Raw genomic sequence first — 25,455 nt, 5'->3', positions numbered from 1 at the left:
TGTACTCCTCACCCAGAGCCACAATGGTCAATGAACGAAGAAGGTGCAAGAGTTATTCCGACGTCGAAGCGGTTATTTCGCAAACGCAGTCGCGCATCGCAATGGCTGAATTGCCTAGATAAAAGCGACGTCTGTGCAACGAATAACACGTGTGTCTATTCCATTCGTCTGGCCACAATCTCGGTTGCTTCGTGTGGTTTGAACGGCTTAAATAGCAGCGCGACTGAGGCGAGCTTCGACGTAAAACGCTACAGGGACTCTAGGTAACCGGCCGTTATCTCCTCGCTTTGCGCCACCGGCATTCGCGCCAATCGCACGCGGCTATGCTTTAGCGCAGCATGTAATTGCGTTGTAATTTGGGGCAGCGACTGCGCGCGAGCACCAATGAATGCCTGGCCATTGTTGGGAGAACAGAGTATGCCCCATCCGCCCGACGCAATTATTCGACGAATGAAGGACAGTGCCAAACAGCTTCTTCCCGATGCGATTTTCCTGAGTTTGTTGCATCGGAAGGAGATTGGCCGGTTCCCGAAACTATTGCGTCCGACGACCTTCAACGAAAAGATCCTGCTCCGCAGCCTGCGGCCCGACCCACGCTACGGCGCGTTGACCGACAAGCTCGCGGTGCGGGACTACGTGAGGGAAAAGATCGGCGATAAATTTCTGGTTCCGCTTCTTTCGGCGCCCGAGGTCTTCACGCAGGCGGTCTTCGATGCGCTGCCCGATGCCTTCGTGATGAAGGCCAATCATGGCAGCAGTTTCGTCGAGGTCGTGCGAGATAAATCGGAACGGAGTTTCGAGCAATTGCAGTTGCTGGCCAGCCGCTGGATGTCCACCGACTTTTACCGGGTTGCACGTGAGCGCCATTACCGGCAAATCCAGCCACGCATTTTCTTCGAACATCTGCTGCTCGACGAGCGCGGCCAGATCCCGGCGGACTATAAGGTGCACTGCTTCGGCGGCCAGTCGAGCAAGCCGAAGATGTTCATCGTCGTGATCTCGGACCGCTTCAGCGACCACCCGCGCGGCGACGTGTACGACGCGCAATGGAATCATCTCGACGTCGGCATTGGCCCCTACGCACGCAGTGCGGCACCGGAGCCGCCGCCGCACAACTTGCCATTGATCCTCGAGACCGCAGCGACACTGGCCCATGACTTCAACTATGTGCGCGTCGATCTGTACGCGCCGAACAATGACGTGTACTTCGGCGAACTGACCTTCACGCCAGGCGCAGGCGTGGTGCCGATGCGGCCGGACTGCGTCGATTTCGAGTGGGGTCTGCTGTTGCCATGAGTGAGCGCAGCCACACCCCACGAAGAGCCGATTGAGCTGCGTAGCGCGACCCGCGGCGCACGCACTCAGACCAGTTCGGTTGTCGCTCGATGCGCCGTAATTTGGCCGTCGCCGCCGGTGGGATACCGGCTGAACAACGCGGTGAACTCTTCTGGCGCTACGGGCCGTGAAAACAGGTAGCCCTGCCCGCTGTCGCACGACCACTCGCGTAACAGGCGGGCCTGTTCGGGCGTCTCGATCCCTTCCGCTGTCACCGAGAGACCCAGCTGGCGCGCAAGCGAAATGATCGCGCGAACGATGGCGTCGTCCTCGTCGTTCGTGCCAATGCCCTGCACGAACGAGCGGTCGATCTTCAGCACATCGAGCGGCAAGCGGCGAAGATAGCTGAGCGACGAGTAGCCGGTGCCGAAATCGTCGATGGCGATCGTCACGCCGAAGCTTTTCAAACGGCGCAAGGTTTCGATGCTCTTTTCCGCGTTCCGCATGATCAGCCCCTCGGTGACTTCCAGCTTGAGCGAACCCGGGGCGATCGATGCCGCCTGCAGTGCCGCGGCCACGTCGTCGACGAAGTTGGGATCGTCGAACTGCCCGGGCGAAAGATTGACGCTGACCTGAAGCGGCGCGTGAGAGGGAAACTGGCGCTGCCAATCGGCGACCTGCTGACAGGATCGCTCGAGCACATAGCGGCCCAACGGAACGATCAGCCCGCTTTCCTCGGCAATCGCGATGAATTCGGATGGAGGCAGCAGGCCACGAACGGGATGCTGCCATCGGATCAGGGCTTCCATTTGATGAAAGCCGCCGGACTGCAGCTGCATGATCGGCTGGAAATGGACGCGCAGTTCATGCTGTTCGATCGCATGGCGCAGGTCGCTTTCGATTTCTAGCCGCCGTACCGTGTCGGCATGCATCTGCTTCTCGAAGATCACATAGCGGCCCCTGCCGCTGTTCTTGGCGCGGTACATGGCGACGTCGGCATCGCGCAGCAGCGCATCGGCGTCGCCACGCAGCCCTTCGCCATGCCTGAACGCAAGTCCGAGGCTTGCGCCGACCATGTACTGCTTGTTGTCGAGATCGAACGGCTGACCGAACTGCGCGAGTATCCGCTGCGCAATCGCCACGCCCTCGCTGACAGCGTCCGTGCCAAGCTGTTCGAGCAACATCACGAACTCGTCTCCGCCGAGCCTCGCCACGGTGTCGGTGGAACGCAGGCATTTTTGCAGCCGCTCGGACGCGGCGATCAACAGCCGGTCTCCCGCGTGATGGCCGAGACTGTCGTTGACGCGCTTGAAATGATCGAGATCGACAAAGATCAGACCGGTCGTCGCGCTGCTGCCGTTCGCACGCAGCGCAGCCTGGCCGATCCGGTCGAGCAGAAGCGCGCGGTTTGGCAGCCCCGTGAGCGAGTCGTAGAACGCCCGCTTGGTGAGTTGCTCCTCGAAATGCTTGCGTTCGGTGATGTCGCTAGCCGTCGCGACAATCGCTCCGACCGCGGGTTCGTCCTGCAGATTCGTGAGCGTGAGTTCCACATGACGCCATGATTCGCCCTCGCCGCGCGTGCGCAGTTCGATCGAGCGCGTCGAGCGCGGCGCGGATGAAACGACCTGCAGCACTTCCTGCAAGCTCGGACGGTCGGACGGATGGATGGGGTCGAGGACGGTGGTCCCCGCGAGGCGCCCCAGGTTGTCCAGTGGATCGGGCCGGCGCGTCGGTGCTTCGTACGTGATGACGCCGTCCGTATTGCAGACCAGGATTGCATCCGTCGTATTGGCCACCAGCGCCTGTAGCCGCTGCTCGCTTTTCTTCAGCACGTCCTGGGCAGCCGCGTCGGCACCGCGGCGAATGCGTCGCAGCATCTGCAAGAAGAGCAGCGCCAGCGCCACACCGATCAGCATCACGACCGGCGTGGAGATCAGAACGATGCGCTGCACTTTCACGAGCCGGTCGAGCTGCGTGGTGGCGTCGAGCCGGTGCCGTGCGGCTGCATCGAGCACCTTGTCCTCGATGTCGTCGAACAACGGGTCGGCCAGCTTCTCATCGATCTCGTTGGCGCGCGCGATATCGTGCTGGTCGACCGCCTGGAACATGTCGCGCGCGTACACCCGATACTTCGCGTGCTTGCGAAGCAGCTCGTGCAGCATCGGGGTACTGTGCGGCTCGAGCGCGGCCGCTTTCGTGAGCGCCGCGTCGAGCGTCTCGCCCGCCTCGGCATGTTCACGACGGACCTCGGGACGCGGATCGAGGAAGTATTTGCGTTCCGCGGACTCCTCCCAGGCGACGCTATAACGCGCCTCTTCGAAAATTTTGTCCGCCTCGTTGCCGGCACGCGCCGCCGCGCCCGCACTCAAACTCTCGTACGCGCCCCAGAACGCCAGCAGCGGCACACTCAGAAGCACGAGCGTCAGGCCGACGATCGCGATGCGCCGGGCTGGCGGCTCATTGGGCGAAGTAGGCTCGTCACCGGTTGGGCTCGCGCGGCCGCGCTTCGGGCGGGGCGGCTTCGGGATACCTCGTTGGCTCGTCACATTGGCTCCGAAGGTGGACGTAGAACGACTTGTTAACGACCCGGGGTACCCGTTGATGTAGTCGGGGATAACGCCGAGAGCGCGGTCGCGGCCTGGGGGCCACGTCGCCTGCGGCCGGCGCGGAGGATTTCATCGGTGGCGCGAGGCCATCGCCGGCGCGAACGTTTGCGCGCCCGGCCTCAGGTCACTGCGGGAGCGCGGAAAATGCCTCAGAATCGTTGGACACGATCCGGCTAGCTTCCAATGGCCATCAATATCAATGACGGAGAGCAGCCCATGGCTGGCAGCACTTCAGGCGAAGCATTGCGTCGGTTTGCTTCTATCGCGGCGCTGGTCATGGCTCTGGTTCTGGTCGTTCTGAAAGTCTGGGCCTGGTTCGCGACCGCGTCGATTTCCATGCTCACGTCCGCCGCCGACGGACTGATCGACGTACTCGCTTCGTCGGTGACGTTCCTCGGGGTTCGCTATGCCGCGCGCCCGGCGGACCGCGGACACCGCTATGGTCACGGCAAAGCGGAAGCCGTGGCGGCGTTCGTGCAGGCGATGTTGCTGGCCGGCGTCGCGCTAGCCCTTGGTGCGGAGTCGGTTCAACGGTTGTTCAACCCGCAGCCGTTGAACCAGACGGAGTTCGGCATCCTCGTGATCGTCGTCAGTTGCATCGCGGCGGGAGCGCTCGTCGGCATGCAGACGTATGTCGTGGCCCGGACGCAGTCCACCGCGATAGCCGCGGATCGGGCCCACTACGTCACCGACGTCGCCGTGAATATCGCGGTGCTGATCGCCTTGCTGTTCGAACATTTTTTTGGCTGGTCGCGCGCCGACGCCATCGGTGCGCTCGCGATCTCGCTCTACATGGTATGGAATGCGCGCGGTATGGCGAGGCATGCGCTAGTCCAGCTGCTGGACGAGGAACTGGAATCCGACGCCCGGCAGCGGATCGAAGCGGCGGCGCTCGCGTGCGAAGGCGTCTGTGCAATCCACGACTTGCGTACCCGAAACGGCGGTGATCGGGTGTTCGTGGAGTTTCATCTGGAGGTCGACGGAGCGCTGACGGTGCAGCAGGGGCACGCCATTGCAGATCGGGCGGAACAGGCCGTGGCCAATCTGTTCCCGGCTTCGGACGTGACCGCTCATACCGAGCCTGCGGGCATCCAGGACGCGCGCCTGGACGACATCGTCAGCCGGCACGTCGCGCGCGGCAAGGCAGCGAGACAGTCCGGCAAGCAGACGTGATGAGCGCCGGGCACATAGAATTCCGTTGCGCGCAGCGGCAGCAGCAGCAGCGGCGGATCGACGGACGGAACACTCGGTCCCTATATCACCGTAAGCACGCGCATCCCCTGAACCGCCCGCCGCTGCGCGAAGCGCCCGGATCGAAAGCGAAATCAGGGCTTGCGCCGTTCATCGAGAGACTTTTATAATCGCGGCACTCTTCGGGGAGTAGCCGCTCCGGACGCGAGGTCCGGTGGCACACGTCAACATACTTGTCGACCTTCGACATGGCGTGTGCAGCGAAAGCCTGGCAAGACCGATGACGTACAGCCCTCACCTAACCGGGTCGCAGGGGTGTGTGTCATCGCGTGTTCGCTGTGCGACCCGGTTACAACAATCCCATGGAATCGTTTCTCGTCTCTACGAGCGTGGTGACTCTTGCCGAAATCGGCGACAAGACCCAACTGCTCTCGCTCGTTCTCGCCGCGCGTTATCGCAAACCCGTTCCCATCGTGCTCGGCGTCTTCGTGGCGACGTTGGTCAATCACGCGTTCTCGGGCGCCCTCGGAGCGTGGCTCGCGGATGTCGTCAATCCTCACGTGATGAACTGGGCGGTGGTCGCCTCGTTCGCGCTGATGGCCATCTGGATCCTCGTTCCCGACAAGCTTGACGATGCGGAGGCCGCCACGAAGGGACACATGGGCGTGTTCGGTACGACGGTGGTAACGTTTTTCCTCGCGGAAATGGGCGACAAGACCCAGGTCGTGACGGTTGCTCTGGCCGCCCGCTTTCATGAGTTTTTTGGCGTCGTCGCCGGTACGACGCTGGGCATGATGATCGCCAACGTTCCTGTCATTTACCTCGGGCACAAATTCGCCGATCGGTTGCCGACCAAGGCCGTGCACATCGTCGCGGCGATCATCTTCGTGGTGCTAGGAGGATTCGCGCTCAGGACTGCCCTGTATCCAGACGCTCACCCGCTGTTCTAGCGCCTCGCGGTGTTGGCAACTTCATTCGTTTCGCCGAAGTGTCTGTTGCTCGTCAGCAGACTGCCTCGCCTGTCCGCGTAAAAGCCGGTTTGCCGGAATGCCCGCCGATTTCCATGATCTCCGCGAGGCGCTGCTGGTAGTGCTCGGGCAGATATTCGGCGAGCGAATACTTTCTTCCCTTGTCGGCCAGATGCGCCGCCAGTCGATCGAGCGCCAGCCTGAAGCTCTCCGGCTGCGACCGAAACTTGATCTTGTTGCCCACGGCGTCGCCGGTCGTTGCCATACTGCCACCGTCGTGGACAAGGGCCGGCATGCCGAGCATGGCGGCCTCGACGATGACGAGCGGCGCATTTTCAGCGCCCAACGATGGCACGACGACCGCGTCGGCGAAGTGCCGCATCTGCGGAAACAATTCTTCCTGCGGCAATCTACCGAAAAAAATCAGCTTGCCGCGCTCGATAAGCGACGTGAAGCGTTGCTCCATGGCAAGGCGATCCGGACCGTCCCCATACACCCCTATGACGTCGATGCGATGAAAGTCCACGCTCTGTGCGAGTTCGATAAATTCCGCGAGTCCCTTTTCCTGTGAAATCCTGCCGACAAAGGCAATCTTGAATCGCTGCTTGCCTGAAGCATTCGCGGGCTGAAGCGCGACCGGCACCGAAGAGGGATTAAAAACAACCCTTGTATTCGTGATGCCCCTACGATGCAGCGCTTCTTCCATGAAAGCGCTTGGACATACGATCGTCTCGAAGATCCGTGTGGGAGGAAATGCCCCGCGCACCGCGTGCCAGTAAACCTTCGTCATCGCATCATGCACGAAGCCTTTTGCCGTCGACCGATGCGTCAACGCTGCGCGCGTGCCCAACACGTCCAGCGGCAGAATCACCGGACGCTGCTTGTCGAAGTATTGCAACGCCGGGTTGTAATAGACGAGGTGATAGTCGTGGCTCGTGTGATAGGCACGGAAGCCCAGCTTGCGTTTCTGGCGCGCGATAACACCAAGTATCGAATTCGATAAGGCGTTATGGTAGTTGTGCACCATCAATCGATGCGGACGAAAATCAACGATAGTCTTCTCGAGTGCACGTGCGGCCGGCACATTCCAGGACCTGGACAGCTTCGTGGTGCCCACCGGAAAGTGGTTGTCGTCGAAGCGCTCAACGTCGACCCCCGGCAACCGGCTGAGCAGGTCTGCCGATTGCTGATAAACAACTTCCGCACCGCCCATCGTCGCGTAATCGTTTATTACCAATACCCTGCAGCGCTGCATGTCTAACTCCGTTTTTCTAATGCCGAGTAATTGCATGAAGGTGGTCAATTCCTCAGCATTCTATGAAGTCGATTTCGACGACTTTGTGTGGGAACGCACCAAGTAGGCCCCACCTTCTCTTACCTCGTCTTACAGACCGCGATCATTCAGGAGCCGGTATCGCGCTGTGATAGTTGCAAATGCAAATTGCGAAAAGGTGAAAGACGATCAATAAGCGTTCCGAAAGACAACGGATTTGCCACGGTACAGTTCGTAAGATTTCGTCCTTCGGAATGTAAGCAGGTGCGAGAATTGTGATGCGGGGGACGGTTTCCACGCCGGAATCAGCGGAGTTAGAAATGGACGATCTCTATGACCTGCAGCGCTTTGTCGATGCCCAGGACCCGGTGTACACGCAGGTGTGCGATGAATTGAGGCATGGACGTAAGCGAAGCCACTGGATGTGGTTCGTCTTTCCCCAGATTCAGGGGCTCGGAGCTAGCGCAATGGCGCAGCGATTCGCGCTTTCGTCGCTGGCCGAGGCGCAAGCCTATCTGCGCCACCCGATACTCGGAGCACGACTGCGCGAAACGACGCAACTGGTCAACCTCGTCAGCGACCGCTCCATCGAGGAAATTTTCGGCTATCCGGATGACCTCAAGTTTCGTTCGTCGGTCACCCTGTTCTCGCGTGCCACGAACGACAACGACGTTTTCGTCGAAGCTTTGCGCAAGTATTTCGCGGGAGAGGCCGATCCGCGAACCCTTGCGCTGCTTTAGATCGCTTGGGTCCCGTGGATCGCTTTAGTGGCGAGAGCGCATTACTGCCCGCTCGCATCGGCTGCACGGGACCGGTAGAGCAGCAGATGATCGGTACCGGATTCGGACAGCCAGACTTCGCCTGGACGACCCATCATCTCGCGCACATTCGCGTGGTCACGAGGAAGCGGCAACACGTCGAACCGCTCGGAACGCGGATCAAACCGCACTAGCGCGTTAGCGCTCCACTCACTGAGCCAGACGATGTCCTGGTCGTCGACGAAAATCGCGTACGCGTGCGGATCGTTGCCGGGCAGTTTCCATTCGCGCCATTGACGCGCGGCGGGATCGAATACGCCGACTTTTCCTGCGTTCCACTCGCTGACCCAGACGCGGCCTCTGGAATCGGACCAGACGCGCCGCGCGCCCTGATTCGACGTGGGCGGCTCGATGACCTGCGCCGCGCCAGTCACGGAGTCGATGTGCCCCAGATAATTCCCCGCCAGTGACGCGAAATACAAATCCCCGGACCGCGTCACGCAGATGCCATAGGGCCCGGCTCCGCGTGGTGCGTCGAAGACACGCATGCGGGCTCGCTGCGGATCGAGTTCGCCATAAACGCCGCTTTGCCCGGTAAACCACAGATGCCCTTGCCTGTCGAACACGGCGGTGTTCAGATTGGCGTCCGGGTGTTCCTTGGGGAGCGGAAAGCGCGTGACGGCGAGCGTCTTCGGATCGATGCGCACGATCGCGTTCTGGCCGCCATCGGTGACCCACGCCGCCGAATCGGGACCGACGATCACGCCATGCGGGGCCGATCCGGTGCCGAGCGCAACGGTGTCGATTTTGCCGCTGCGCGGGTCGAGCCGTCCGACCGCTCCCCGCGCCTGCGCGGTGTACCACACGGTGCCGTCATGCGCCGGTGCGACGTCGTGCGGCGCACTGCCGCTCGGGACGGCGAAGCTCTCGAACGACGGCTTCGGTGCTTGCGCCTGCGCGAAGCCGATGCTGCCAGCGGTCATCACGAAAGGCACGGCGTAGATAGCCGCGGCGATCACGGATCTGGCAGCCGATTGCCGCATGGTGTGACTTACCGATGCAAGAAAGCTGAGCAGCCCCGCAAGGAAAAGCAGATGAGCCAGCATGGGCGGCCTCTTACACTGTCTGGTTACGCGTCTGCCCTCAGCCGATCTCGATCACCGCCGGACCGGGTTCCTTAAGAGTAGTCAACCCGATGCAAGGCCGCTCGATTTCATCGAACCGGCCGCTCAAAACCTGAACTGCGCGACGCAGTCGACGAGGGTTGCAGCCTGTTGCCTCAAGCTCTCGGCCGCGGCGGCGCTTTCTTCGACGAGGGCCGCGTTTTGCTGCGTCGTCTCATCCATCTGGTTGACCGCTTCACCGATTTGCCCGACGCCCACGCTCTGCTGCGCACCGGCGTTGCTGATTTCCGCCACGAGGATACTGACGCGCTGAATCGTGCTCACGACCTGCGTCATCGTCGCCCCTGCCTCGTCGACGAGCGCGCTGCCATGATCGACGCGCTCCACGCTTGCGGAAATCAATTCCCGAATCTCGTGAGCCGCTTGCGCGCTGCGTTTCGCGAGCGAACGCACCTCGCTCGCGACGACAGCGAACCCTCGGCCCTGCTCTCCCGCACGTGCTGCCTCGACCGCCGCGTTCAGCGCGAGAATATTGGTCTGCGCCGCGATGTCATTGATGATGCCGATAATCTCGCCGATCTTGCGCGAACTCTGATTGATGCCCTTCATCGTCTCGACGACCGCACCCACGAGGTGGCCCCCCTGCACCGCGATCGTCGAAGCGCTGGTCGCGATCTCGCTGGCTTCGAGCGCATTCACCGCGTTCTGCTTCACCGTGGCACTCAATTGCTCCATCGACGCCGCGGTTTGCTGGAGCGCGCTCGCCTGCTCCTCGGTGCGCTGACTCAGATTCGCGTTGCCCGATGCTATTTGCGCCGAACCTGTCGCCACGGCGTCGCTGCTCATGCGCACCTGGGCGACGATACGCGCGAGCGCCACCGTCATCGCATGCATTGCGGCCATCAGGCTGTCGGTGTCGCCGGGTTGCAGATGCAGATCGACATCGAGATTACCGGTCGCGATCTGGCGTGCCGCCTCACGCGCGTCGTCAGGCTCGCCGCCGAGCTTGCGCGTGATCGCACGCGAGAACTTCAGGGCGGCCACGACGCCCGCGAGCGCGATGACCGCCATCACGCCGATACTCGCGAACGTGGCGCGCCTTTGGGTTGCTTTCGCGAGCGCGGCGGCAGCGGATGTCTGCGCGACGATCGCGGCGCCCGCTTCGCGCAGCGTAATCGCGGAGTCGCGGTCGATCCCGTCGATCGCCCGGTCGCCAACGGTGATGTCGAAGCCCGAGGCTTCGAACGCCTGCAGCGCCCTGCGAAACGATGCGCCCATTTCCTGATGCAGCAGGTTGAAACGTTCGAGTTTCGCGTGCGCAACGCCTGGCGGCAATTCTCGCGCGAGCTTTTCCGTTGCCGTTTGCACCGCGTCTTCATAATTCTGGAATCCGCGCCAGTACTTTTTGAATTGCTCGGGGTCTTTGCCGCGTAGCAGGATGTCCTTGCCGTTCTGCACCTGGTTCTTGAATGCGACGAGCGCATCGTCGACTCGGCGGGCCTGCGCATCGTCAACCAGAACGAGCCGCTCGTATGCGTTGGCGGCATCGTTCATCTGCCACACGCCGAATAGCCCCGCCCCCGAAGCGACCAGCAACGCGGCGCCCAGCGCCAACGGAAGTTGATGGACCAGTTTCATGTATCGCCTTATGAAGCCCCCTTTCTATTCCGGGGCATTGTCTCCGCTCGCGAGCGTAGCCGACATTGGCTCGCCGGGCTTTGGACAAAAGTGCGATTCGCTGGGATATTCGTTACGAAGTTTGGAGGCAGGGAATCCGGTTAGCTAATTCGTAGGCGGACCTGCACAGGCGGGGGAACCACTGGGCCACACGGAAATACGCGCATCCGACCGTCATGACGCCAATCGCGTCGTCATCACAGTGGGATGCGCGTATTTCCGTCAGCCTGCGACCGGGCAGAATTCAGCCCAGCACCGCTTCTTTGCCGAGCTTCCGCACGCAGTAATCAATCAGCCCATCGACCACGGCCGCAGCGTCCCCGTGAATGGCGGGGCCGTGCATCGGAAATATCGACTCGATATCGTATTTTTTTATCTTGTTCAACGCGCGGTGGAAATACTCGATCGAGGGCAGGTATTCAGACTGCTCGATCGACGCGATCATGCCGGCTACCGGGTCTTTCGATTCTCCATCCACGGGTCCGAAGCGCATGAAGATATCGGAAGAAAAAAGTGCCTTGAGCCGCGGCACATAGATGACCAACGCATCCCATTGATGCACGTGCTTGACGAAAATCGGCACGATGACTTCATCGTTGATCCTGGTGGGTGCCTCGTCTTTCAGTGGTTTCACCTTGACCGGGAAGATATCCGACAACGCGTGCGAACAGATCGGATGCGCGTACGCAACCACGCCTTTGTTGAGCGCGACGAACTCGGGCAAGGCGCCCATTTCATCGTCTTCGAAATGCGGCACGATGACACTGCTGACGGACGCCACATCGATTCCCGTTTCACGAAGCGTCGCGCTCATCAATGAAAAGTCGGCTCGCGCGCCCGTCTCGATGCAAAGCGTTCCCGAGGGCGACCTAAGGAAAAACTGACAGAAGCTCAGGTTGATTTTCTCGACATAGGTGCTGTGTCTGTAGATGTGCTCAGCAAAAATATCGACTTTTGATGAACTCATTTCGGTGCCTCCATGCTCGCCTCGAATTGTCGAATGGCGACGCTGCCGCGTTCTTCGAAGTTCTCCAGATAGGCAGTCATGTACCGCTCGTTGCCGTACAGGAATGCGATATCGCTCAAAACCATATGCCGGATCGCAAGCAATGGAACAGGCGTTTGCAACGGACGGAACGCTCTGTTGTGCAGCCCTGGCTCGGCGCAGTCCGGGAAAAACTGACCGATCATCAAATGACGTTCGACGAACATGGGCTTGAGCTGCTTCTGCACACACTCTATCGCGCTCGACGCATCGCCCAGCTCGTCGGGGATGACGAGACGACAGTAGTATATGTCGTCGCTTCGCTTGCTTTGAAGAAATTCCTCCAGGTGCTGTTCCATGTCGCTGGCCAATCCCGCCACGCTGCGGGAGAAGTTACGGTAAAACTCGAGCGACCTTTTCAGTATCGCCGTTTTGGCGTAAGGGCACACGTTGCCGGTGCGCCCCAGTGCCGGGTTCGGAACGCACAAAAACCGATCGATCCAATCGACGATTCGGGATAACCGTGCATCACGCGACGCCTCTTCGAAAGATACCGGTTGCGATTCCGATACGCGTGTCGCCATAGTCATCCCCATGCGTCGCTGAGCTGCGGTGACGGCATGGTCCTGATCAGGCGCCCCCACTCGTCGTCGAAACTGTCTCGCGAGAAACGCGTCACGCCGGCCCCCGGTGTGAACGTCAATTCGCCGAAAAAGATCTCGCCGTCAAATGCGTAAAGATCCACGCGCACATAGCCGAGGCCCGCCGAAAGCCGCCTCGCCACGCTGATGACCTCAGCCCAATTGGGCGGGCGCGGAGTCGGTTCCGCGCTGCACGGGTAGCCGGCCGCCGCGATATCCAGCCGGTTCCAATCCGTGTCGTAGAAATCGTGCCGGGGCGCGCCGAACCGGTCCGACACCACACCGGTATAAATCACCGGCGCGCCATTTTCCCGTTCGAAGATATTGATCTTGTAGTCGGCGGGCACCTTGCCGCTTCGATCGATCAGTAACTTCTCGAAGTAGATCCGAGGCGTGATCGACCGATAATGCCGTTCGCGCGAAGCGAGGTAGAAGTCAGTCGCCAGCCATTCGTCCGCAATCTTGCGCAGTTCTTCGAACGAAACATCGCCCTTATTCCAGACTACCTTCACAAAACCGCACCCGTGGTTCGCCTTCATGACGAATGAATCCGGGAGCGAGTCGAATACGTCCGCGCTGAAAACGTCGGGCGCGGCGATCAGGGGAATCAGATGCTTCTCCCCTACCTTGGCCTTCACATAGTCTCGGACCGCGAGCTTGTCGGCGAGGATGCTCCATATCGGGTCCGGATGCAGACAGCGATCCAGAATGATTTCGTTGAACGTCGACGGGTTTCTCAAATGCGGAAATCGTCCCACTCGTCGGCGATGTGAAAGAAACAGAAAAACCGCATCGGGAAGGAAATATTTCACGCCGTGAAGCACGCCAAAACTGATCGCGGCGACGCCCTTATTGAATATGCATATTCCTGTCGATGCTATTGATGCGTTCTCGCCAGCATTGCTTTCAAGGATATTCGTCGGCATGGGCCGGATTCTCCACCGATAAGATTCCCTGCGCCTCCTGGATCCATCAGGTGTACTCATTGGCGACCTCCCTGACAGAGCAACGTCGAAAGGCGTTGGTGATCAGTGAACGTGGGGGAAGACTCTGAGAATCGACGTCGTTTGCAAATCCCAACCGGGGCCTTGGAGGCACCTGCCGACGTCGCCTTCGTGCTGCAGTGAAGCATAGTGGTCCGGCGAAGTCCGCGCTTTGATGTGGCCGAAATCGTGGAGTTTCTGTCACGCCGTACATGCCAAAAGCCTGAGGCTGCGTCGACGACGTATCACGATTTGATATAAGAAGCGCGAAACCTTATGACGAAATGTGATTTGGCGATCACGCCCCACCGAACCTGGCCCGCGGGCACCAGGGTAAATACAGATTCGATCGCTCCAAAAGCTTTATAGAATGACAAGCATTAGCAAGGAGCAACATCGCTTGCTATAGATTAATCAAGATGCCCCTCGCAGAACCCGGAGACGCCATGCAGATCGACTACCAAACGATGCGGTTCGACTACGAGCGAGCCGCCGACCACGACGCCGGTGCCGCGCTCACCTACCCGGTCGTCGTGATCGGGGCGGGCCCGGTCGGGCTGTCCGCAGCCATCGATCTGGCCCAGCAAGGCGTTCGCACCGTCCTGCTCGACAACGACGACACGCTATCGAGCGGTTCGCGCGCGATCTGTTTTGCCAAACGAACGCTCGAAATATTCGACCGGCTCGGTTGCGGCGCGCAGATGGTCGACAAGGGCGTGAGCTGGAACGTCGGCAAGGTGTTTCTGCAGGATGAGCTGATCTACACCTTCAACCTGCTGCCCGAAACAGGCCACGCGCGCCCCGCCTTCATCAACCTGCAGCAGTACTACGTCGAGGGCTTTCTGGCGGACCGCGCGAAGCAGACCGCGAATCTGCAGATGCGCTGGAAAAGCAACGTCATCGGTGTGATCCAACGCGAGGACCATGTCGAGTTGCAGGTCGAAACGCCCGACGGCTTCTATCCGATGCGCGCGCAATACGTGATCGCCGCCGATGGCTCGCACAGTGCCGTTCGCAAGGCACTCGGTCTCGACAGCCATGGGCGCACCTTCAAGGACCGCTTCCTGATCGCGGACGTGAAAATGAAGGCGCCGTTTCCGACCGAACGCTGGTTCTGGTTCGATCCGCCCTTCCATCGCAACCAATCGGTGCTGCTGCACCGGCAGCCCGACAACGTCTGGCGCATCGATTTCCAGCTCGGCTGGGACGCCGATCCGGTCGCGGAAAAGCAGCCTGAGAAAGTGATTCCGCGCGTGAAAGCACTGCTTGGCAACGATGCCGAGTTCGAACTCGAATGGGTCAGCGTCTACACGTTTTCGTGTTTGCGGATGGAGCGCTTCCGGCATGGCCGCGTGCTGTTCGCGGGCGATTCGGCGCATGGCGTGTCGCCGTTCGGCGCGCGCGGCGCGAATAGCGGCGTGCAGGATGTCGACAATCTGGCCTGGAAGCTGCGACTCGTCGTGAACGGCGACGCGCCGCCCGCCCTGCTCGATACCTATGCATCGGAGCGTGAATATGCCGCGGACGAAAACATCCTGAATTCATCGCGCGCCACCGACTTCATCACGCCGAAAAGCGCGGTGTCGCGGATGTTCCGCGATGCCACGCTGAAGCTCGCGAAAGAGTGTCCGTTCGCGCGGCGCCTCGTCAACAGCGGCCGTCTGTCGGTGCCGGCGGTGCTGCACGACTCGCCACTGAACACGCCCGATGCCGACGCGTTCACCGGCAAGATGATGCCCGGCGCGGCATGCACCGACGCGCCCATCAAGGTCGATGGCGCCGACGCATGGTTCCTGAATCAGACGGGCCACGGAGGCTTCACCGGCGTGCATTTCTGCGGCCAGGCGGACGACCTGACGAAATGCGCCGAACAGCTTCGCGCGCTCGCGCGCCTCGCCGTTCCAGTCCACTCGCTGATTGTCGTGCCACGTGGCGCGGCCGTGACCGCTCTGCCCGACATGCCGCACGTCACGATGGTCGAGGACGTGGAAGGGATCGTCACGCATCGCTTCGATGCCCGGCCCGGCACCTTTTATCTGCTGCGCCCGGACCAGCATGTCTGCGCGCGCTGGCGCGCTCTCGACACCGCGTCGGTCGCCAAGGCCGTGGATCGCGCAACCTGCAACGGATGACCATCATGACCAAGCTGAACATCGAAACGAATATTGCCGATCCCGACGCGTTCTATGAAAAGCTCATCGACGCGCACAACGGACTCAGCGACGAGCAAAGCCAGTTCATGAACGCGAAGCTGGTGCTGCTGCTCGCTAACCACATCGGCGATGTCGACGTGCTGCTCGAAGCGCTCGCGCTGGCGCGCGCGGGGGTGGCAGCGGAGCCGCCACGCCCGGCTGCGTGAGTTGGGATCAGGCAGAATTATTCAGCGCTCGATCCAGCCAAACCGCCACGACAGCCGTCGTGTCGTGGCGAGCAGCCTTTGCGCGGTCGTGCCGTGCAGGCTGAAATCGAAGCTGCCCGACGGACCAATCACCGCCACCACCAGACTGACGCTGCCCGTGTGATCGAACACGGGCGCAGCCAACGCGCCGATGCCTGGCACCGGCGCATCGAGCGCGTCATCGATGCCCTCGCCTCGAATCTTCGCGCGACGCGCCAGATAGGCCGGGGCCAACGACGGCGCGCCCTTTTTCGGCGACACGAGCACCTCGGCGCTCGGCGCGCCCGCGAGTCTGATCGATTCCTGCGACAACAGCCCGATCAATACATCGTCCGCCAGATGCGCGGCGAACACGCGCCCTATCGCCGTGTTGACGAGCGACATCACGGTGCCCACCCGCAGACTCACGTGCTGCGGTCTTGCCGACTCCTCGAAGCGGATCACGGTGGGACCGAGCGGTCCCAGAATCGATACCGCGACGCTCATGCCGGACTCCGCCGCGAGTGTGACGATCTCCGGTTCGGCATCGCGAATCGGCGACATCCGCTGCAACGCGATCAGGCCGAGCTCCATGCCGAGCGGTCCCGCGCTGAAGAGACCCGCATCGTCGCGGCTCAGCAAGCCCACCTTGAGCAGACTCACCAGATGCGGAAACGCCTTCGCCGCGGGCATGCCGGCCGCGGCGGCCAGATCGCGCAGCGACAGCGGACGACCAGCGGCAACGAGGGCCAGCAGGAGATCGCCGGTGTTGTCGAGCGCGCTGATGCCGCGCTGAGCTTTCGTGTCGTTCAGTGGGGGCGTGTCCGCATCGGACGCGCTGGGGGTTTCGATCTGCATGGTTCTCAGGAAGCTGTGACCAACGCTTCGGTAATACGCCGGGAAGTTTCCAGCAACTGACGCGCGAGCGCGCCATCCCACTCGATATCGATCGAACCCGACGAGCCGATCGCCGTCAACGCGAGTTGCATGCGCTGCTCGCCATCGAACACCGGCACGCTCAGACTGCTGATGCCCGGACTCGGCGCATCGATGCCGCGCTCGATGCCCCGAGCGCGGATCTCATCGAAGCGTGTGCGCCACGCCGCGCTGTCCGGCCCGCTGTCCGCACCTTTGCCAGCGCGACCGCGAGCCGGCGACGGGTCCGCCGACTGCGCCTGGCTGCGCGCCATTTCCGCGATCTGCTCGGGCGCGTAGAACGCGCAGAAGACGCGGCCCGTCGACGTCGCTTCGAGCGACATCACCGTGCCGATGTGCAGGTTCACGTGCAACGGAGAACCACCGCGCTCGTATCGCACGATGGTCGGCCCCTGCACGCCCGCCACGCAGATCGCCACGCTCAGACCGATCCGCTCCGCGAGCGCGGCCGCATAGGGTGCAGCGATGCGGTAGACCGGCTGTTGTTCGATATGCATGAGGCCGAGTCGCAACGAAAGCGGTCCCGGCTCGTAGTTGCCGGTCAGTGCGTCGCGTTTGACGAGGCCGAGGCGCGTCAGGCTCACCAGATAGGTATGCGCCTGCGCCGACGACAGTTGTGCCGCGCCGGCCAGTTCCGTCAGCCCGAGCGGTTCGCGCTGCCGCGCGAGCACCTGCAGCAGACGTCCGCCGACTTCGACGCTCTGAATGCCCCGCTGCTTCTTTTCGCTTGTCGTATCGGCCATCGTTCGGTGTCGCCCGTTGAAGGCCTAAATGGTATCCGATCGGAACCTGCCGACCAACCAACGGCGTTTACCCTAAATTAGCGAATGACAAGGTATTTTGTCATTGACAAACATCACCGTGACGACGACTATTAGGCATCCCCCACTGAGTCGTTAGACGGAGACAGACATGGCGAAGGCTTTTGCATCCCAGGCCGACCTGGAAGAGAAGAAGATCACGTGGACCCAATTGTCGGAAAACGCGTATGCGTACACGGCCGAGGGCGACCCCAATTCGGGCGTGATCATCGGCGACGACGGCGTGCTGATCGTCGACACCACCGCCACGCCGGCCATGGCGCAAGACCTGATCGCGAAGATCCGCAGCGTCACCGACAAGCCGATCAAATACGTGGTGCTGTCGCACTATCACGCGGTGCGCGTGCTGGGCGCGTCGGCGTATTTCAAGGAAGGCGCGCAGCAGGTGATCGCGAGCCGCGGCACCTACGAAATGATCGTGGAGCGCGGCGAGGCCGACATGAAGTCGGAGATCGAGCGCTTTCCGCGCCTGTTTGCCGGTGTCGAAACGGTGCCGGGGCTGACTTGGCCGACGCTGGTTTTCGAAAAGGAAATGACGCTCTTTCTCGGCAAGCTCGAAGTGCGCATCGCGCATCTCGGCTCGGGCCACACGAAGGGCGACACGGTCGTCTGGCTGCCGTCGCAGAAGGTGCTGTTTTCCGGCGACCTGGTCGAGTACGACGCGGCCTGCTACTGCGGCGACGCGCAGCTCGAACAATGGCCGGCCACGCTCGAAGCACTGCGCGCCCTGAACGCGGACAAGCTGGTGCCGGGGCGCGGCCCCGCGCTGCTGAACCCCGCGGAAGTGAACAAGGGTCTCGACTACACGAAAGACTTCGTCACCACGCTGTTGCAGGCAGGCCGTGACGCATTCAAGGACAAGCTCGACCTGAAGGGTGCGATGGCGCTCACGCGCAAAGCCATGGACCCGAAGTTCGGCAATGTCTTCATCTACGAGCACTGTCTGCCGTTCGACGTGTCACGCGCCTACGACGAAGCCAGCGGCATCAGCCATCCGCGCATCTGGACCGCGCAGCGCGACAAGGAGATGTGGGACGCGTTGCAGAACTGAGCGCCGCCCCGCAATCCGCACTCGAGGAAAGGCCGTCCGGTCTTTCCTTTTTCCCATTCGATACCTGAAGGCGCGCTAGACGCCTCGGACGCGCTCGTCTTCGCACAGGCGCGCGCCGCACCTGGAGCGAGACATGCATCATTCCCTCGATGGCAACGCCATTGGCCACGCCGTGCCCGTCGCGAGTGACGATTCGATGTTCAGGAAGGTCGCGTGGCGCATCGTGCCGTTTCTGTTTCTTTGCTACGTCGTGTCTTTTCTGGACCGGATCAACATCGGCTTTGCGCAATTGCAGATGAAGCATGATCTCGGCTTCAGCGATGCGATGTATGGGCTCGGCGCAGCTGTGTTCTATGTCGGTTATGTGCTGTGCGAAGTGCCGAGCAACGTGCTCCTGGCCAAATACGGCGCGCGCAAAACCTTCATGCGGATCATGCTGCTCTGGGGTATTGCGTCGATGTGCATGATGTTCGTATCGAAGCCCGCGCACTTTTATGTGCTGCGTTTCATGCTGGGCGTGTTCGAGGCGGGATTTTTCCCTGGCATCGTGCTGTATCTGACCTACTGGTTTCCCGCCAGCCGGCGCGCCGCCGTGATCTCGGTGTTCTTCGCGGGCGTGGCGGTTGCGGGTGTGCTCGGAGGACTGTTTTCCGGCTGGATCATGCGCGACATGAGCGGCGTGCTGAGCCTGTTCGGATGGCAATGGATGTTTGCGATCGAAGGGGCACCCGCCGTAATCCTCGGTTTGCTCACGTGGCGCTATCTGGTCGACAAGCCTCACGACGCGAACTGGCTCACGCAGGCCGAGAAGGAACGGCTCGTCGCGCTCTGCGCGCAAGGCCAGGCGAAAGACAGCAAGCATGACGGCCGCAGCTTCGCTGCCGCGCTGCTCAATCCGCGCGTCTATCTGTTCGCGTTCATTTATTTCTCGCTGACCTGTGCGTCGCTGACGCTCAACTTCTGGATGCCGTTGATGATCCGCGATTTCGGCGTTCAGGATGTCATGGCGGTGAGTCTTTATACGGTGGTGCCGAATGCCATCGGCGCGGTGGGTCTGATTCTGATTGCGCGCCGCTCGGATCGAACCGGGGAACGGCGCAAGCATTTCGCATTCTGTACGGTGGGCGGTGGTCTTGCGCTTGCGGCGCTCACGCTACACCTGAGCAGCTTTCCCGCGATGCTGGCGATTCTGTCGCTGGCCGCCGTGTTGATCTTCGCGGCGCTGCCGATTTTCTGGGCCGTTCCTACCAGCTATCTGTCCGGTAAGGCGGCAGCATCGGGCATTGCTTTGATCAGTAGCATCGGCATTACCAGTGGCATCGTTAGCCCGTGGGTGATCGGTCAGATTCGTACGACGACCGGCAGTATGGATCTCGCCGTGTATCTTCTTGCGGCTCTGCTTGTGGTTAGCGGGGTTGCGTTGATGGTAGGGGTTAAGGGCGAATCGGCGCGACGGTGATAAGCCACGACCGATTCGCTGCAGGTTCCGCCGAGCCCTCCGCGTCAATGCGCGCCAGCATCGAAAACCAGACAAGGTCGGATCTAGAACGGCGACGCTTCGGTAGTCAGATCGGTCAGATCGTTGGTCGTGAGGTCGATGACAAAGTGACGGGTCGGCGCGCCATTCGCGAGCCTAAGCAGAATGTCCATCAGCGGTTTGAAGCGTGCCTGGAAAACGCTGCCCACGGAGTTGTCATTCGTCACCTTGTCGACATTCATTCGTAGGGATGCATGGGTCGATTGCAGTGCCGTATGAAGCAGTTTGTACTGGCGTGCGCGGCTTTCGGGAATATCGGCGAATGCGAGGTCGCCCGCGTTGGCGATCCGCACAAAATCCCCAGCAAGATCGATCGCCCGCCAATCATTGAAGTCCTCGAGACGCAGCCCATTGGCGTGAGCCAACGCTCTCGCCTCTTGCTCCGCGGCCGCATAATCAAGCGAGAATGCAGTGTTGGGTGTCCCGGCGCCGCCGGCTTCGTCGAGGCACTCATAGAATGCCTTGCTATAAAACCCCTGACTGTCAGTGCTTTGCAGTTCCTTGAGAGTGACTCTGGTTCGCAGTTGCGACAGAACCAGCAGATCCGAACCGCGCAGTGGGCTCTTGACCAGTTCGCGCATTTCGCAGCGCCAGTCGTCTTTCAGTAGACGCAGTCGTACAAGTTCGGACATATAGCGAGAGGTGAAGTCGGCGTAATTCGTTGCATCGAGCATCGACGCACTCCACAATTCGCCGCCACCAGGTACCTTCGCCGGGAAATCGGTGTAGAAACGGTGCTCGTCGCGATAGTGCTCAAACAGTTCGTCGAAGCGCGGCACGTCGTCGAGTCGCACGGTTTGCACCTCGATCTGATTGTCGGGCTTCAACGTGAGTAGCTTGTACGCCGGCACATAGGCTGCGAGCGAAGGCGCCTGGATGTTGAAGAGCGCGTGCCCGGCGTCGTACTTGCGCACGGCGGTATCGTTGAAGTGCATGTGGCCGCCGACGTGTACTTTCAACCCGGTATCGGCCAACGCACGCGTAACATCCTCTTCCGGACGACGCACCATCTGCATTTTTCCCGCGCCGAGTAGCGCGATGATGTCATCGGATGCGCCATTAAAGAACTCACTCATCGGGAAATGGCTGAACGCAACCACCTGCTTGTTCAGTGCTTTGCCACGTGCGACGACGTCCGTGAGCCAACGGATCACGTGCGGCTTGTGTGTCAGCATCCTGTTGTAGCCGGCATCACCCGAACCTGCGAAGTCATTCGGACCTGTTCCGCCCGGAATGTAGACATTCGCGTCGATACCCACCAGCCACACGCCTTCGACCGGTTCCACGAGGTAAGTGGTGTCCGGCACATTGTGACAGAGCGTGTAATCACTCTTTCTGTCGACGCCGCCAGCACCTTCCTTGCAAATTTCGTATTGACGGTTCTTCCACGACGCCTGCTCGGTCGCCCGTGCCAGCGAATAGCTACGATAGTTGTACGTGCTGTAGGGGGTTTCGTAATAGAGGTAGTTGGCCTTCGGCATGAAGCCGTGTCGAGCGAGCGCCGTTGTGATGCCGTCGTAGCCGAGTTCCTGGACTTCTTCGGTGCAATAGGTCGCGCCGCGTTTCGTCCACTCGCCAGCATAACCATCGCAAACGGAGGCGCCGCGGCTATAAATCGCCTGAGCCGCCCCGGTTCGACCGGTGTCCGGATCGACGCCAAGATAGTCATCCTTCCCGCCGGGCCTGGCAAATGGACGGTTTGGATCATGGTTGCCCGGTGCCGCAAAGAACTCGATGCCGTACCTGTTCGAATAGTCGTCCAGTACCTTTTGCAGACCGCGTATATGGACCGGCTGACCGTCGTCGGAGAAGTCGCCGGGCAATGCAATGAACCTGACGCCGCGCCCGACCGCGTCGTCGAGTGCAGCAATGAACGCGAAGTAGTTTTCATTGAAAAGACGCGTCGACGTCATCTGCGCCTGCATCAGGCGAATGGTCGCGTTCTTGCCGGATTTCCGGTTGGGCACACCTTGAAAGGAGCCGTCCTTGAACGTTGCATAGACGTCGTGGAAATGAATGTCGGGCATGAATGCCACTTGCGTCGCGGCGGGTCGCTGGATCGGTGGTTGCGCGCTGGCGGCCACGTCTTCGGCGCCTGCGCTCAGGCCTTCGTGGTTGCCGCACGCAATGAGCAACGTTGACATGGATACGACTGACACCTTCAGGACGCGACACAACAGGCGGGTTAGATCAGGTAGGAGCATTAGGCGAATGGGACTGGTTGCGGATTAATTCCCCCATGCAATTTCGCGTTGCAAACGGGGACCATCGCCCCATGGTGCATAGACAACATTACAATGTATTTTCAAGACAATTACATAACGATTAATTGATCGCACTATTCGCGGGGCAGACCTCATTGATCGGTGTTTCGCTCGCTCACCGGCTCGGGCCCTGCGGAAACCGAAGCCAGCAAACAGCAACCGACGAATGAGTGCTGTCGGCGTGGTGCTCGAAAACTGCTGGACCGGATCTTGCGTATCCTCGATGATGGAGGATGACAATCATGACCCGACTACTCTTTGCACTAGCCCTATCGATCGGCCTTGCAGGCTGCGTCGTCGCCCCGCCGCCAAGCTATGGCTATGGTTACGAGCCAGCCCCCGCCTATGGTTATGGGCCCGGGTATTACGCCGCACCGTCGGTTAGTGTGGGCATCGGCGTCGGCGGTTACTGGGGTGGTGGCCATGGCGGCGGCTGGCATGGTCGATAGTCCGGATTGGTTCAGACGGTCACGAAGGAAACGACAAAAATGAAATTACGACGCATCACCGCACGGCGCTCCCCGGTGCATGGCAAGGGCGTGTTCGCGCTGCAGCCGATCGCCGCGGGCGAACGGGTCATCGAGTACAAGGGGGAAGTGACCAGTTGGCGGCGCGCCGCCGCGCGTCAGCGCGCGGAGGCTGGCCATACGTTCGTGTTTGGTCTGTCCGACGGACGTGTGATCGACGGCAGCCGTGGCGGCAACAGCGCCCGCTTTCTCAACCATGCCTGCGCCCCCAATTGCGAAGCGATCGAGACGGGCGAGCGCGTCTTCATTCACGCGCTCGCCGCGATCGCACCCGGCGACGAGCTTTTCATCGACTACGGGCTGTCAGTCGATGGCGTGATCACCGACGACATCCGTACCCAGTACAGCTGTCATTGCGGCGCTCCGGCCTGCCGCCGCTCCATGCTCGGCAACGGCGCATGACGCGGCATTGACCCGGCATCGACGGCCGTTCCCCGGAAGTCCAAAGCACACTCCCAAACCAGGGTAAACATCCAGCCACGCACAAAGCGCTTTAAAATGGTTGGTGTACGGAGTATATTTCCGTTCAAGCGATATCTATTGAACGGAGGACGACGTCATGCAATTTCATCTCAACGGTTTCCGGGTCGGCGATCCCACGATCGAGCCCGCCCTCAGCAATGCGCATGCTGCGCAGATGCCCGAGGCGGTCGACGTGCTGATCGTCGGCAGCGGTCCTGCCGGCCTCGTGCTGGCGGCGCAACTGTCGCAATTCCCGTCGATCAGCACGCGCATCGTCGAGCGTCGCGACGGACCGTTGCAGATGGGCCAGGCCGATGGCGTGGCGTGCCGTACCGTCGAAATGTTCAATGCGTTCGGCCTCAGCGACCGTCTGCTGCAAGAAGCCTACTGGGTCAACGAAACGGTATTCTGGCGTCCCGATGCAAATGACCGCGGCGCGATCAGTCGTACCGGTCGCGTTCAGGACACCGAAACAGGTCTTTCGGAATTTCCGCACGTCATCGTCAATCAGGCTCGCATCCAGGAATATCTGCTCGATGTGATGCGCCGCTCCGCGCGTCGGATGGAACCGGACTACGGCCTCGAACTCGTCGATGTTCAGCGCGACGACACGCATGAATATCCGGTGCTGGTCACGTTAAAGCGTACCGATCCGGCGCGGCTCGACGAGACCGTGACCGTGCGGGCGCGCTATGTCGTCGGTTGCGACGGCTCACGCAGCCGCGTACGCACGGCCATCGGACAAACGCTGAAGGGCGACGCGGCGAACCACGCGTGGGGCGTGATGGATGCGCTAGCCGTCAGCGACTTTCCGGACATCCGCCTGAAAGCGGCGATTCAATCCGCAAGCAAGGGCAACCTCCTCATCATTCCGCGTGAAGGCGGCTATCTCGTCCGCTTCTACGTCGACCTCGGCGATGTCACCCCGGAGAGCCGCGACAGCCTCAAGCAGATCACGGTCGATCGCATCATCGAGACGGCGCAGCGCATTCTCCATCCCTATACGCTCGACGTGAAAGAAGTGGCATGGTTCTCGGTCTACGAGGTCGGGCAGCGCCTCACCGACCGCTTCGACGACGCGATCGCCGCCGACGGCACCGCTCGCGAGCCTCGCGTGTTCATCGCGGGCGATGCCTGCCATACGCATAGCGCCAAAGCGGGCCAGGGCATGAACGTGTCGATGCAGGACGGCTTCAATCTCGGCTGGAAGCTCGGCGCGGTGCTGGAGGGTCGCAGCGACGCCGATCTGTTGCGCACGTATTCGGACGAGCGCCAACCGATTGCGCAGGAGCTGATCGATTTCGACAAGGAATGGTCGGCGATGATGGCCGCGCCGCCCAAGGACCCGAACCGGCCCGAAGCGGGCGGTGTCGATCCCGCGGAGCTGCAGGCGTACTTCGTTCGCGCTGGCCGCTACACGGCTGGCGTCGCCACGCGTTACCGGCCGGCGACCCTGACCGGTGAAGCGACCCATCAGGCGCTCGCCAAGGGCTTTTCGATCGGCGCGCGCTTTCATTCGTCGCCGGTCGTTCGCCTCGCGGATGCCAAGCCGTTCCACCTCGGGCACGCCGGTCGCGCGGACGGCCGCTGGCGCCTGTACGCTTTCGCGGACGCGTCTGGCCGTGCGCTCAATGCGCTGTGCGAGCATCTCGACAGCTCGCCCGATTCGGTCTTGCGGCTGGTCACGCCGAAGGACGCCGACGTGGACAGCGTCCTCGATCTGCGCGCGGTGCTGCAGCAGCCGCATCGCGAAGTCCGTCTCGACGCCCTACCCGCGCTTTTGCTGCCGCGCAAAGGACGCCACGGCCTGATCGACTACGAAAAGGCATTTACGAGCGACGCGACGACTGATATCTTCGACGAGCGCGGCATCGATCGCGAACAGGGCGCACTCGTGCTGGTACGTCCCGACCAATACGTGGCCCATGTGCTTCCATTGAATGCGTACGAAGAGCTGAACGCCTTCTTCCGGCCCATCTTTCGCGCGCGTTGAACCACC

21 protein-coding genes and 1 riboswitch are annotated in these 25,455 nt (G+C 61.3%); of the genes, 11 read left to right on the top strand and 10 right to left on the bottom strand.

The window, feature by feature from the left end; all coding sequences use genetic code 11:
* Window positions 1–384: 384 nt before the first annotated feature.
* Window positions 385–1,296 (top strand): ATP-grasp fold amidoligase family protein, encoded by a 912-nt coding sequence (locus CI15_RS27150; RefSeq protein WP_420915881.1) that lies wholly within the window; start codon window positions 385–387, stop codon window positions 1,294–1,296.
* 65 nt (window positions 1,297–1,361) lie between these two features.
* Here CI15_RS27150 and CI15_RS27145 read toward each other — a convergent pair whose 3' ends face one another.
* Window positions 1,362–3,821 (bottom strand): putative bifunctional diguanylate cyclase/phosphodiesterase, encoded by a 2,460-nt coding sequence (locus CI15_RS27145; protein ID WP_153041202.1) that lies wholly within the window; start codon window positions 3,819–3,821, stop codon window positions 1,362–1,364.
* Window positions 3,822–4,064: 243 nt separating this feature from the next.
* Here CI15_RS27145 and CI15_RS27140 point away from each other — a divergent pair, with 243 nt between their 5' ends.
* Both CI15_RS27140 and CI15_RS27135 read left to right on the top strand, forming a co-directional pair.
* Window positions 4,065–5,054 carry a cation diffusion facilitator family transporter gene (locus tag CI15_RS27140; RefSeq protein ID WP_063910575.1) on the top strand — a complete coding sequence of 330 codons (990 nt, stop codon included), beginning with the start codon at window positions 4,065–4,067 and terminating at the stop codon, window positions 5,052–5,054.
* 190 nt (window positions 5,055–5,244) lie between these two features.
* A riboswitch (yybP-ykoY riboswitch) is annotated at window positions 5,245–5,410 on the top strand.
* A 24-nt stretch (window positions 5,411–5,434) separates the two neighbouring features.
* Window positions 5,435–6,022 carry a TMEM165/GDT1 family protein gene (locus CI15_RS27135; protein ID WP_062133853.1) on the top strand — a complete coding sequence of 196 codons (588 nt, stop codon included), beginning with the start codon at window positions 5,435–5,437 and terminating at the stop codon, window positions 6,020–6,022.
* A 52-nt stretch (window positions 6,023–6,074) separates the two neighbouring features.
* Here the strand turns inward: CI15_RS27135 and CI15_RS27130 are convergent, their stop codons facing one another.
* Window positions 6,075–7,295, bottom strand: coding sequence for a glycosyltransferase (locus tag CI15_RS27130; RefSeq protein WP_062133849.1), 1,221 nt, complete (start codon window positions 7,293–7,295; stop codon window positions 6,075–6,077).
* Window positions 7,296–7,633: 338 nt separating this feature from the next.
* On the opposite strand from CI15_RS27130, the gene CI15_RS27125 reads away from it, so the two are divergent.
* On the top strand, window positions 7,634–8,053 hold the full coding sequence (locus CI15_RS27125) for a DUF1810 domain-containing protein (protein WP_062133846.1): 420 nt from the start codon (window positions 7,634–7,636) through the stop codon (window positions 8,051–8,053).
* A gap of 41 nt (window positions 8,054–8,094) precedes the next feature.
* Here CI15_RS27125 and CI15_RS27120 read toward each other — a convergent pair whose 3' ends face one another.
* The 5 genes from CI15_RS27120 to CI15_RS27100 form a co-directional block, all read right to left on the bottom strand.
* Window positions 8,095–9,054: a Vgb family protein gene (locus tag CI15_RS27120; protein ID WP_420915884.1), complete on the bottom strand. Its 960-nt coding sequence runs from the start codon at window positions 9,052–9,054 to the stop codon at window positions 8,095–8,097.
* Between the two features lie 246 nt (window positions 9,055–9,300).
* On the bottom strand, window positions 9,301–10,833 hold the full coding sequence (locus CI15_RS38110) for a methyl-accepting chemotaxis protein (RefSeq protein ID WP_062133840.1): 1,533 nt from the start codon (window positions 10,831–10,833) through the stop codon (window positions 9,301–9,303).
* Between the two features lie 283 nt (window positions 10,834–11,116).
* The gene (locus CI15_RS27110; RefSeq protein WP_062133838.1) at window positions 11,117–11,839 is read right to left on the bottom strand and encodes an oxygen-binding di-iron domain-containing protein; all 723 of its coding nucleotides are present in this window, start codon (window positions 11,837–11,839) and stop codon (window positions 11,117–11,119) included.
* Complete coding sequence (locus tag CI15_RS27105) at window positions 11,836–12,441, bottom strand: DUF6875 domain-containing protein (protein ID WP_153041201.1); 606 nt, start codon at window positions 12,439–12,441, stop codon at window positions 11,836–11,838. Before CI15_RS27105 ends, CI15_RS27110 begins: the two co-directional genes overlap by 4 nt.
* Before the next feature lie 2 nt (window positions 12,442–12,443).
* On the bottom strand, window positions 12,444–13,424 hold the full coding sequence (locus CI15_RS27100) for an ATP-grasp fold amidoligase family protein (protein WP_062133832.1): 981 nt from the start codon (window positions 13,422–13,424) through the stop codon (window positions 12,444–12,446).
* A 503-nt stretch (window positions 13,425–13,927) separates the two neighbouring features.
* Between CI15_RS27100 and CI15_RS27095 the strand changes: the two genes are divergently transcribed.
* Window positions 13,928–15,613, top strand: coding sequence for an FAD-dependent oxidoreductase (locus CI15_RS27095; RefSeq protein ID WP_062133829.1), 1,686 nt, complete (start codon window positions 13,928–13,930; stop codon window positions 15,611–15,613).
* Window positions 15,614–15,618: 5 nt separating this feature from the next.
* Window positions 15,619–15,840, top strand: a complete 222-nt coding sequence (locus CI15_RS27090) for a DUF2783 domain-containing protein (RefSeq protein WP_062134249.1) — start codon at window positions 15,619–15,621, stop codon at window positions 15,838–15,840.
* A gap of 21 nt (window positions 15,841–15,861) precedes the next feature.
* On the opposite strand, the gene CI15_RS27085 is transcribed toward CI15_RS27090, so the two are convergent.
* Window positions 15,862–16,716: an IclR family transcriptional regulator gene (locus CI15_RS27085; protein WP_062133826.1), complete on the bottom strand. Its 855-nt coding sequence runs from the start codon at window positions 16,714–16,716 to the stop codon at window positions 15,862–15,864.
* A gap of 5 nt (window positions 16,717–16,721) precedes the next feature.
* Window positions 16,722–17,537, bottom strand: coding sequence for an IclR family transcriptional regulator (locus CI15_RS27080; protein WP_062133823.1), 816 nt, complete (start codon window positions 17,535–17,537; stop codon window positions 16,722–16,724).
* A 169-nt stretch (window positions 17,538–17,706) separates the two neighbouring features.
* On the opposite strand from CI15_RS27080, the gene CI15_RS27075 reads away from it, so the two are divergent.
* Together CI15_RS27075 and CI15_RS27070 are read left to right on the top strand one after the other, a co-directional pair.
* The gene (locus tag CI15_RS27075) at window positions 17,707–18,666 is read left to right on the top strand and encodes an MBL fold metallo-hydrolase (RefSeq protein ID WP_062133820.1); all 960 of its coding nucleotides are present in this window, start codon (window positions 17,707–17,709) and stop codon (window positions 18,664–18,666) included.
* A 133-nt stretch (window positions 18,667–18,799) separates the two neighbouring features.
* Window positions 18,800–20,125 (top strand): MFS transporter, encoded by a 1,326-nt coding sequence (locus CI15_RS27070; protein WP_062133818.1) that lies wholly within the window; start codon window positions 18,800–18,802, stop codon window positions 20,123–20,125.
* Between the two features lie 83 nt (window positions 20,126–20,208).
* Here CI15_RS27070 and CI15_RS27065 read toward each other — a convergent pair whose 3' ends face one another.
* Window positions 20,209–22,347, bottom strand: coding sequence for a metallophosphoesterase family protein (locus CI15_RS27065; RefSeq protein ID WP_082814309.1), 2,139 nt, complete (start codon window positions 22,345–22,347; stop codon window positions 20,209–20,211).
* Between the two features lie 362 nt (window positions 22,348–22,709).
* On the opposite strand from CI15_RS27065, the gene CI15_RS37875 reads away from it, so the two are divergent.
* The 3 genes from CI15_RS37875 to CI15_RS27055 all read left to right on the top strand — a co-directional run bounded on the left by CI15_RS37875 (window position 22,710) and on the right by CI15_RS27055 (window position 25,449).
* Window positions 22,710–22,916, top strand: a complete 207-nt coding sequence (locus CI15_RS37875; protein WP_075643794.1) for a hypothetical protein — start codon at window positions 22,710–22,712, stop codon at window positions 22,914–22,916.
* Between the two features lie 39 nt (window positions 22,917–22,955).
* On the top strand, window positions 22,956–23,396 hold the full coding sequence (locus CI15_RS27060; protein WP_062133813.1) for an SET domain-containing protein: 441 nt from the start codon (window positions 22,956–22,958) through the stop codon (window positions 23,394–23,396).
* A gap of 157 nt (window positions 23,397–23,553) precedes the next feature.
* Window positions 23,554–25,449: an FAD-binding monooxygenase gene (locus tag CI15_RS27055; RefSeq protein ID WP_062133804.1), complete on the top strand. Its 1,896-nt coding sequence runs from the start codon at window positions 23,554–23,556 to the stop codon at window positions 25,447–25,449.
* Window positions 25,450–25,455 lie beyond the last annotated feature (6 nt).

It is taken from the genome of Paraburkholderia monticola (assembly GCF_001580545.1).
Classification (GTDB): domain Bacteria; phylum Pseudomonadota; class Gammaproteobacteria; order Burkholderiales; family Burkholderiaceae; genus Paraburkholderia; species Paraburkholderia monticola.
The sequence above is the reverse complement of the archived record's forward strand: the minus strand, read 5'-3'. Positions and strand labels throughout refer to the sequence as shown.

What these genes read in the sequence shown, in the direction of transcription:
- CI15_RS27120 (WP_420915884.1), bottom strand. Translation starts at nt 9,054, where the DNA reads ATGACCGCTGGCAGCATCGGCTTCGCGCAGGCGCAAGCACCGAAGCCG.
- CI15_RS27085 (WP_062133826.1), bottom strand. Translation starts at nt 16,716, where the DNA reads ATGCAGATCGAAACCCCCAGCGCGTCCGATGCGGACACGCCCCCACTG.
- CI15_RS27080 (WP_062133823.1), bottom strand. Translation starts at nt 17,537, where the DNA reads ATGGCCGATACGACAAGCGAAAAGAAGCAGCGGGGCATTCAGAGCGTC.
- CI15_RS27125 (WP_062133846.1), top strand. Translation starts at nt 7,634, where the DNA reads ATGGACGATCTCTATGACCTGCAGCGCTTTGTCGATGCCCAGGACCCG.
- CI15_RS27065 (WP_082814309.1), bottom strand. Translation starts at nt 22,347, where the DNA reads ATGTCAACGTTGCTCATTGCGTGCGGCAACCACGAAGGCCTGAGCGCA.
- CI15_RS27090 (WP_062134249.1), top strand. Translation starts at nt 15,619, where the DNA reads ATGACCAAGCTGAACATCGAAACGAATATTGCCGATCCCGACGCGTTC.
- CI15_RS27140 (WP_063910575.1), top strand. Translation starts at nt 4,065, where the DNA reads ATGGCCATCAATATCAATGACGGAGAGCAGCCCATGGCTGGCAGCACT.
- CI15_RS27100 (WP_062133832.1), bottom strand. Translation starts at nt 13,424, where the DNA reads ATGCCGACGAATATCCTTGAAAGCAATGCTGGCGAGAACGCATCAATA.
- CI15_RS27110 (WP_062133838.1), bottom strand. Translation starts at nt 11,839, where the DNA reads ATGAGTTCATCAAAAGTCGATATTTTTGCTGAGCACATCTACAGACAC.
- CI15_RS27095 (WP_062133829.1), top strand. Translation starts at nt 13,928, where the DNA reads ATGCAGATCGACTACCAAACGATGCGGTTCGACTACGAGCGAGCCGCC.
- CI15_RS27105 (WP_153041201.1), bottom strand. Translation starts at nt 12,441, where the DNA reads ATGGCGACACGCGTATCGGAATCGCAACCGGTATCTTTCGAAGAGGCG.
- CI15_RS38110 (WP_062133840.1), bottom strand. Translation starts at nt 10,833, where the DNA reads ATGAAACTGGTCCATCAACTTCCGTTGGCGCTGGGCGCCGCGTTGCTG.
- CI15_RS27130 (WP_062133849.1), bottom strand. Translation starts at nt 7,295, where the DNA reads ATGCAGCGCTGCAGGGTATTGGTAATAAACGATTACGCGACGATGGGC.
- CI15_RS27135 (WP_062133853.1), top strand. Translation starts at nt 5,435, where the DNA reads ATGGAATCGTTTCTCGTCTCTACGAGCGTGGTGACTCTTGCCGAAATC.
- CI15_RS27070 (WP_062133818.1), top strand. Translation starts at nt 18,800, where the DNA reads ATGCATCATTCCCTCGATGGCAACGCCATTGGCCACGCCGTGCCCGTC.
- CI15_RS27055 (WP_062133804.1), top strand. Translation starts at nt 23,554, where the DNA reads ATGCAATTTCATCTCAACGGTTTCCGGGTCGGCGATCCCACGATCGAG.
- CI15_RS27060 (WP_062133813.1), top strand. Translation starts at nt 22,956, where the DNA reads ATGAAATTACGACGCATCACCGCACGGCGCTCCCCGGTGCATGGCAAG.
- CI15_RS27075 (WP_062133820.1), top strand. Translation starts at nt 17,707, where the DNA reads ATGGCGAAGGCTTTTGCATCCCAGGCCGACCTGGAAGAGAAGAAGATC.
- CI15_RS37875 (WP_075643794.1), top strand. Translation starts at nt 22,710, where the DNA reads ATGACCCGACTACTCTTTGCACTAGCCCTATCGATCGGCCTTGCAGGC.
- CI15_RS27150 (WP_420915881.1), top strand. Translation starts at nt 385, where the DNA reads ATGAATGCCTGGCCATTGTTGGGAGAACAGAGTATGCCCCATCCGCCC.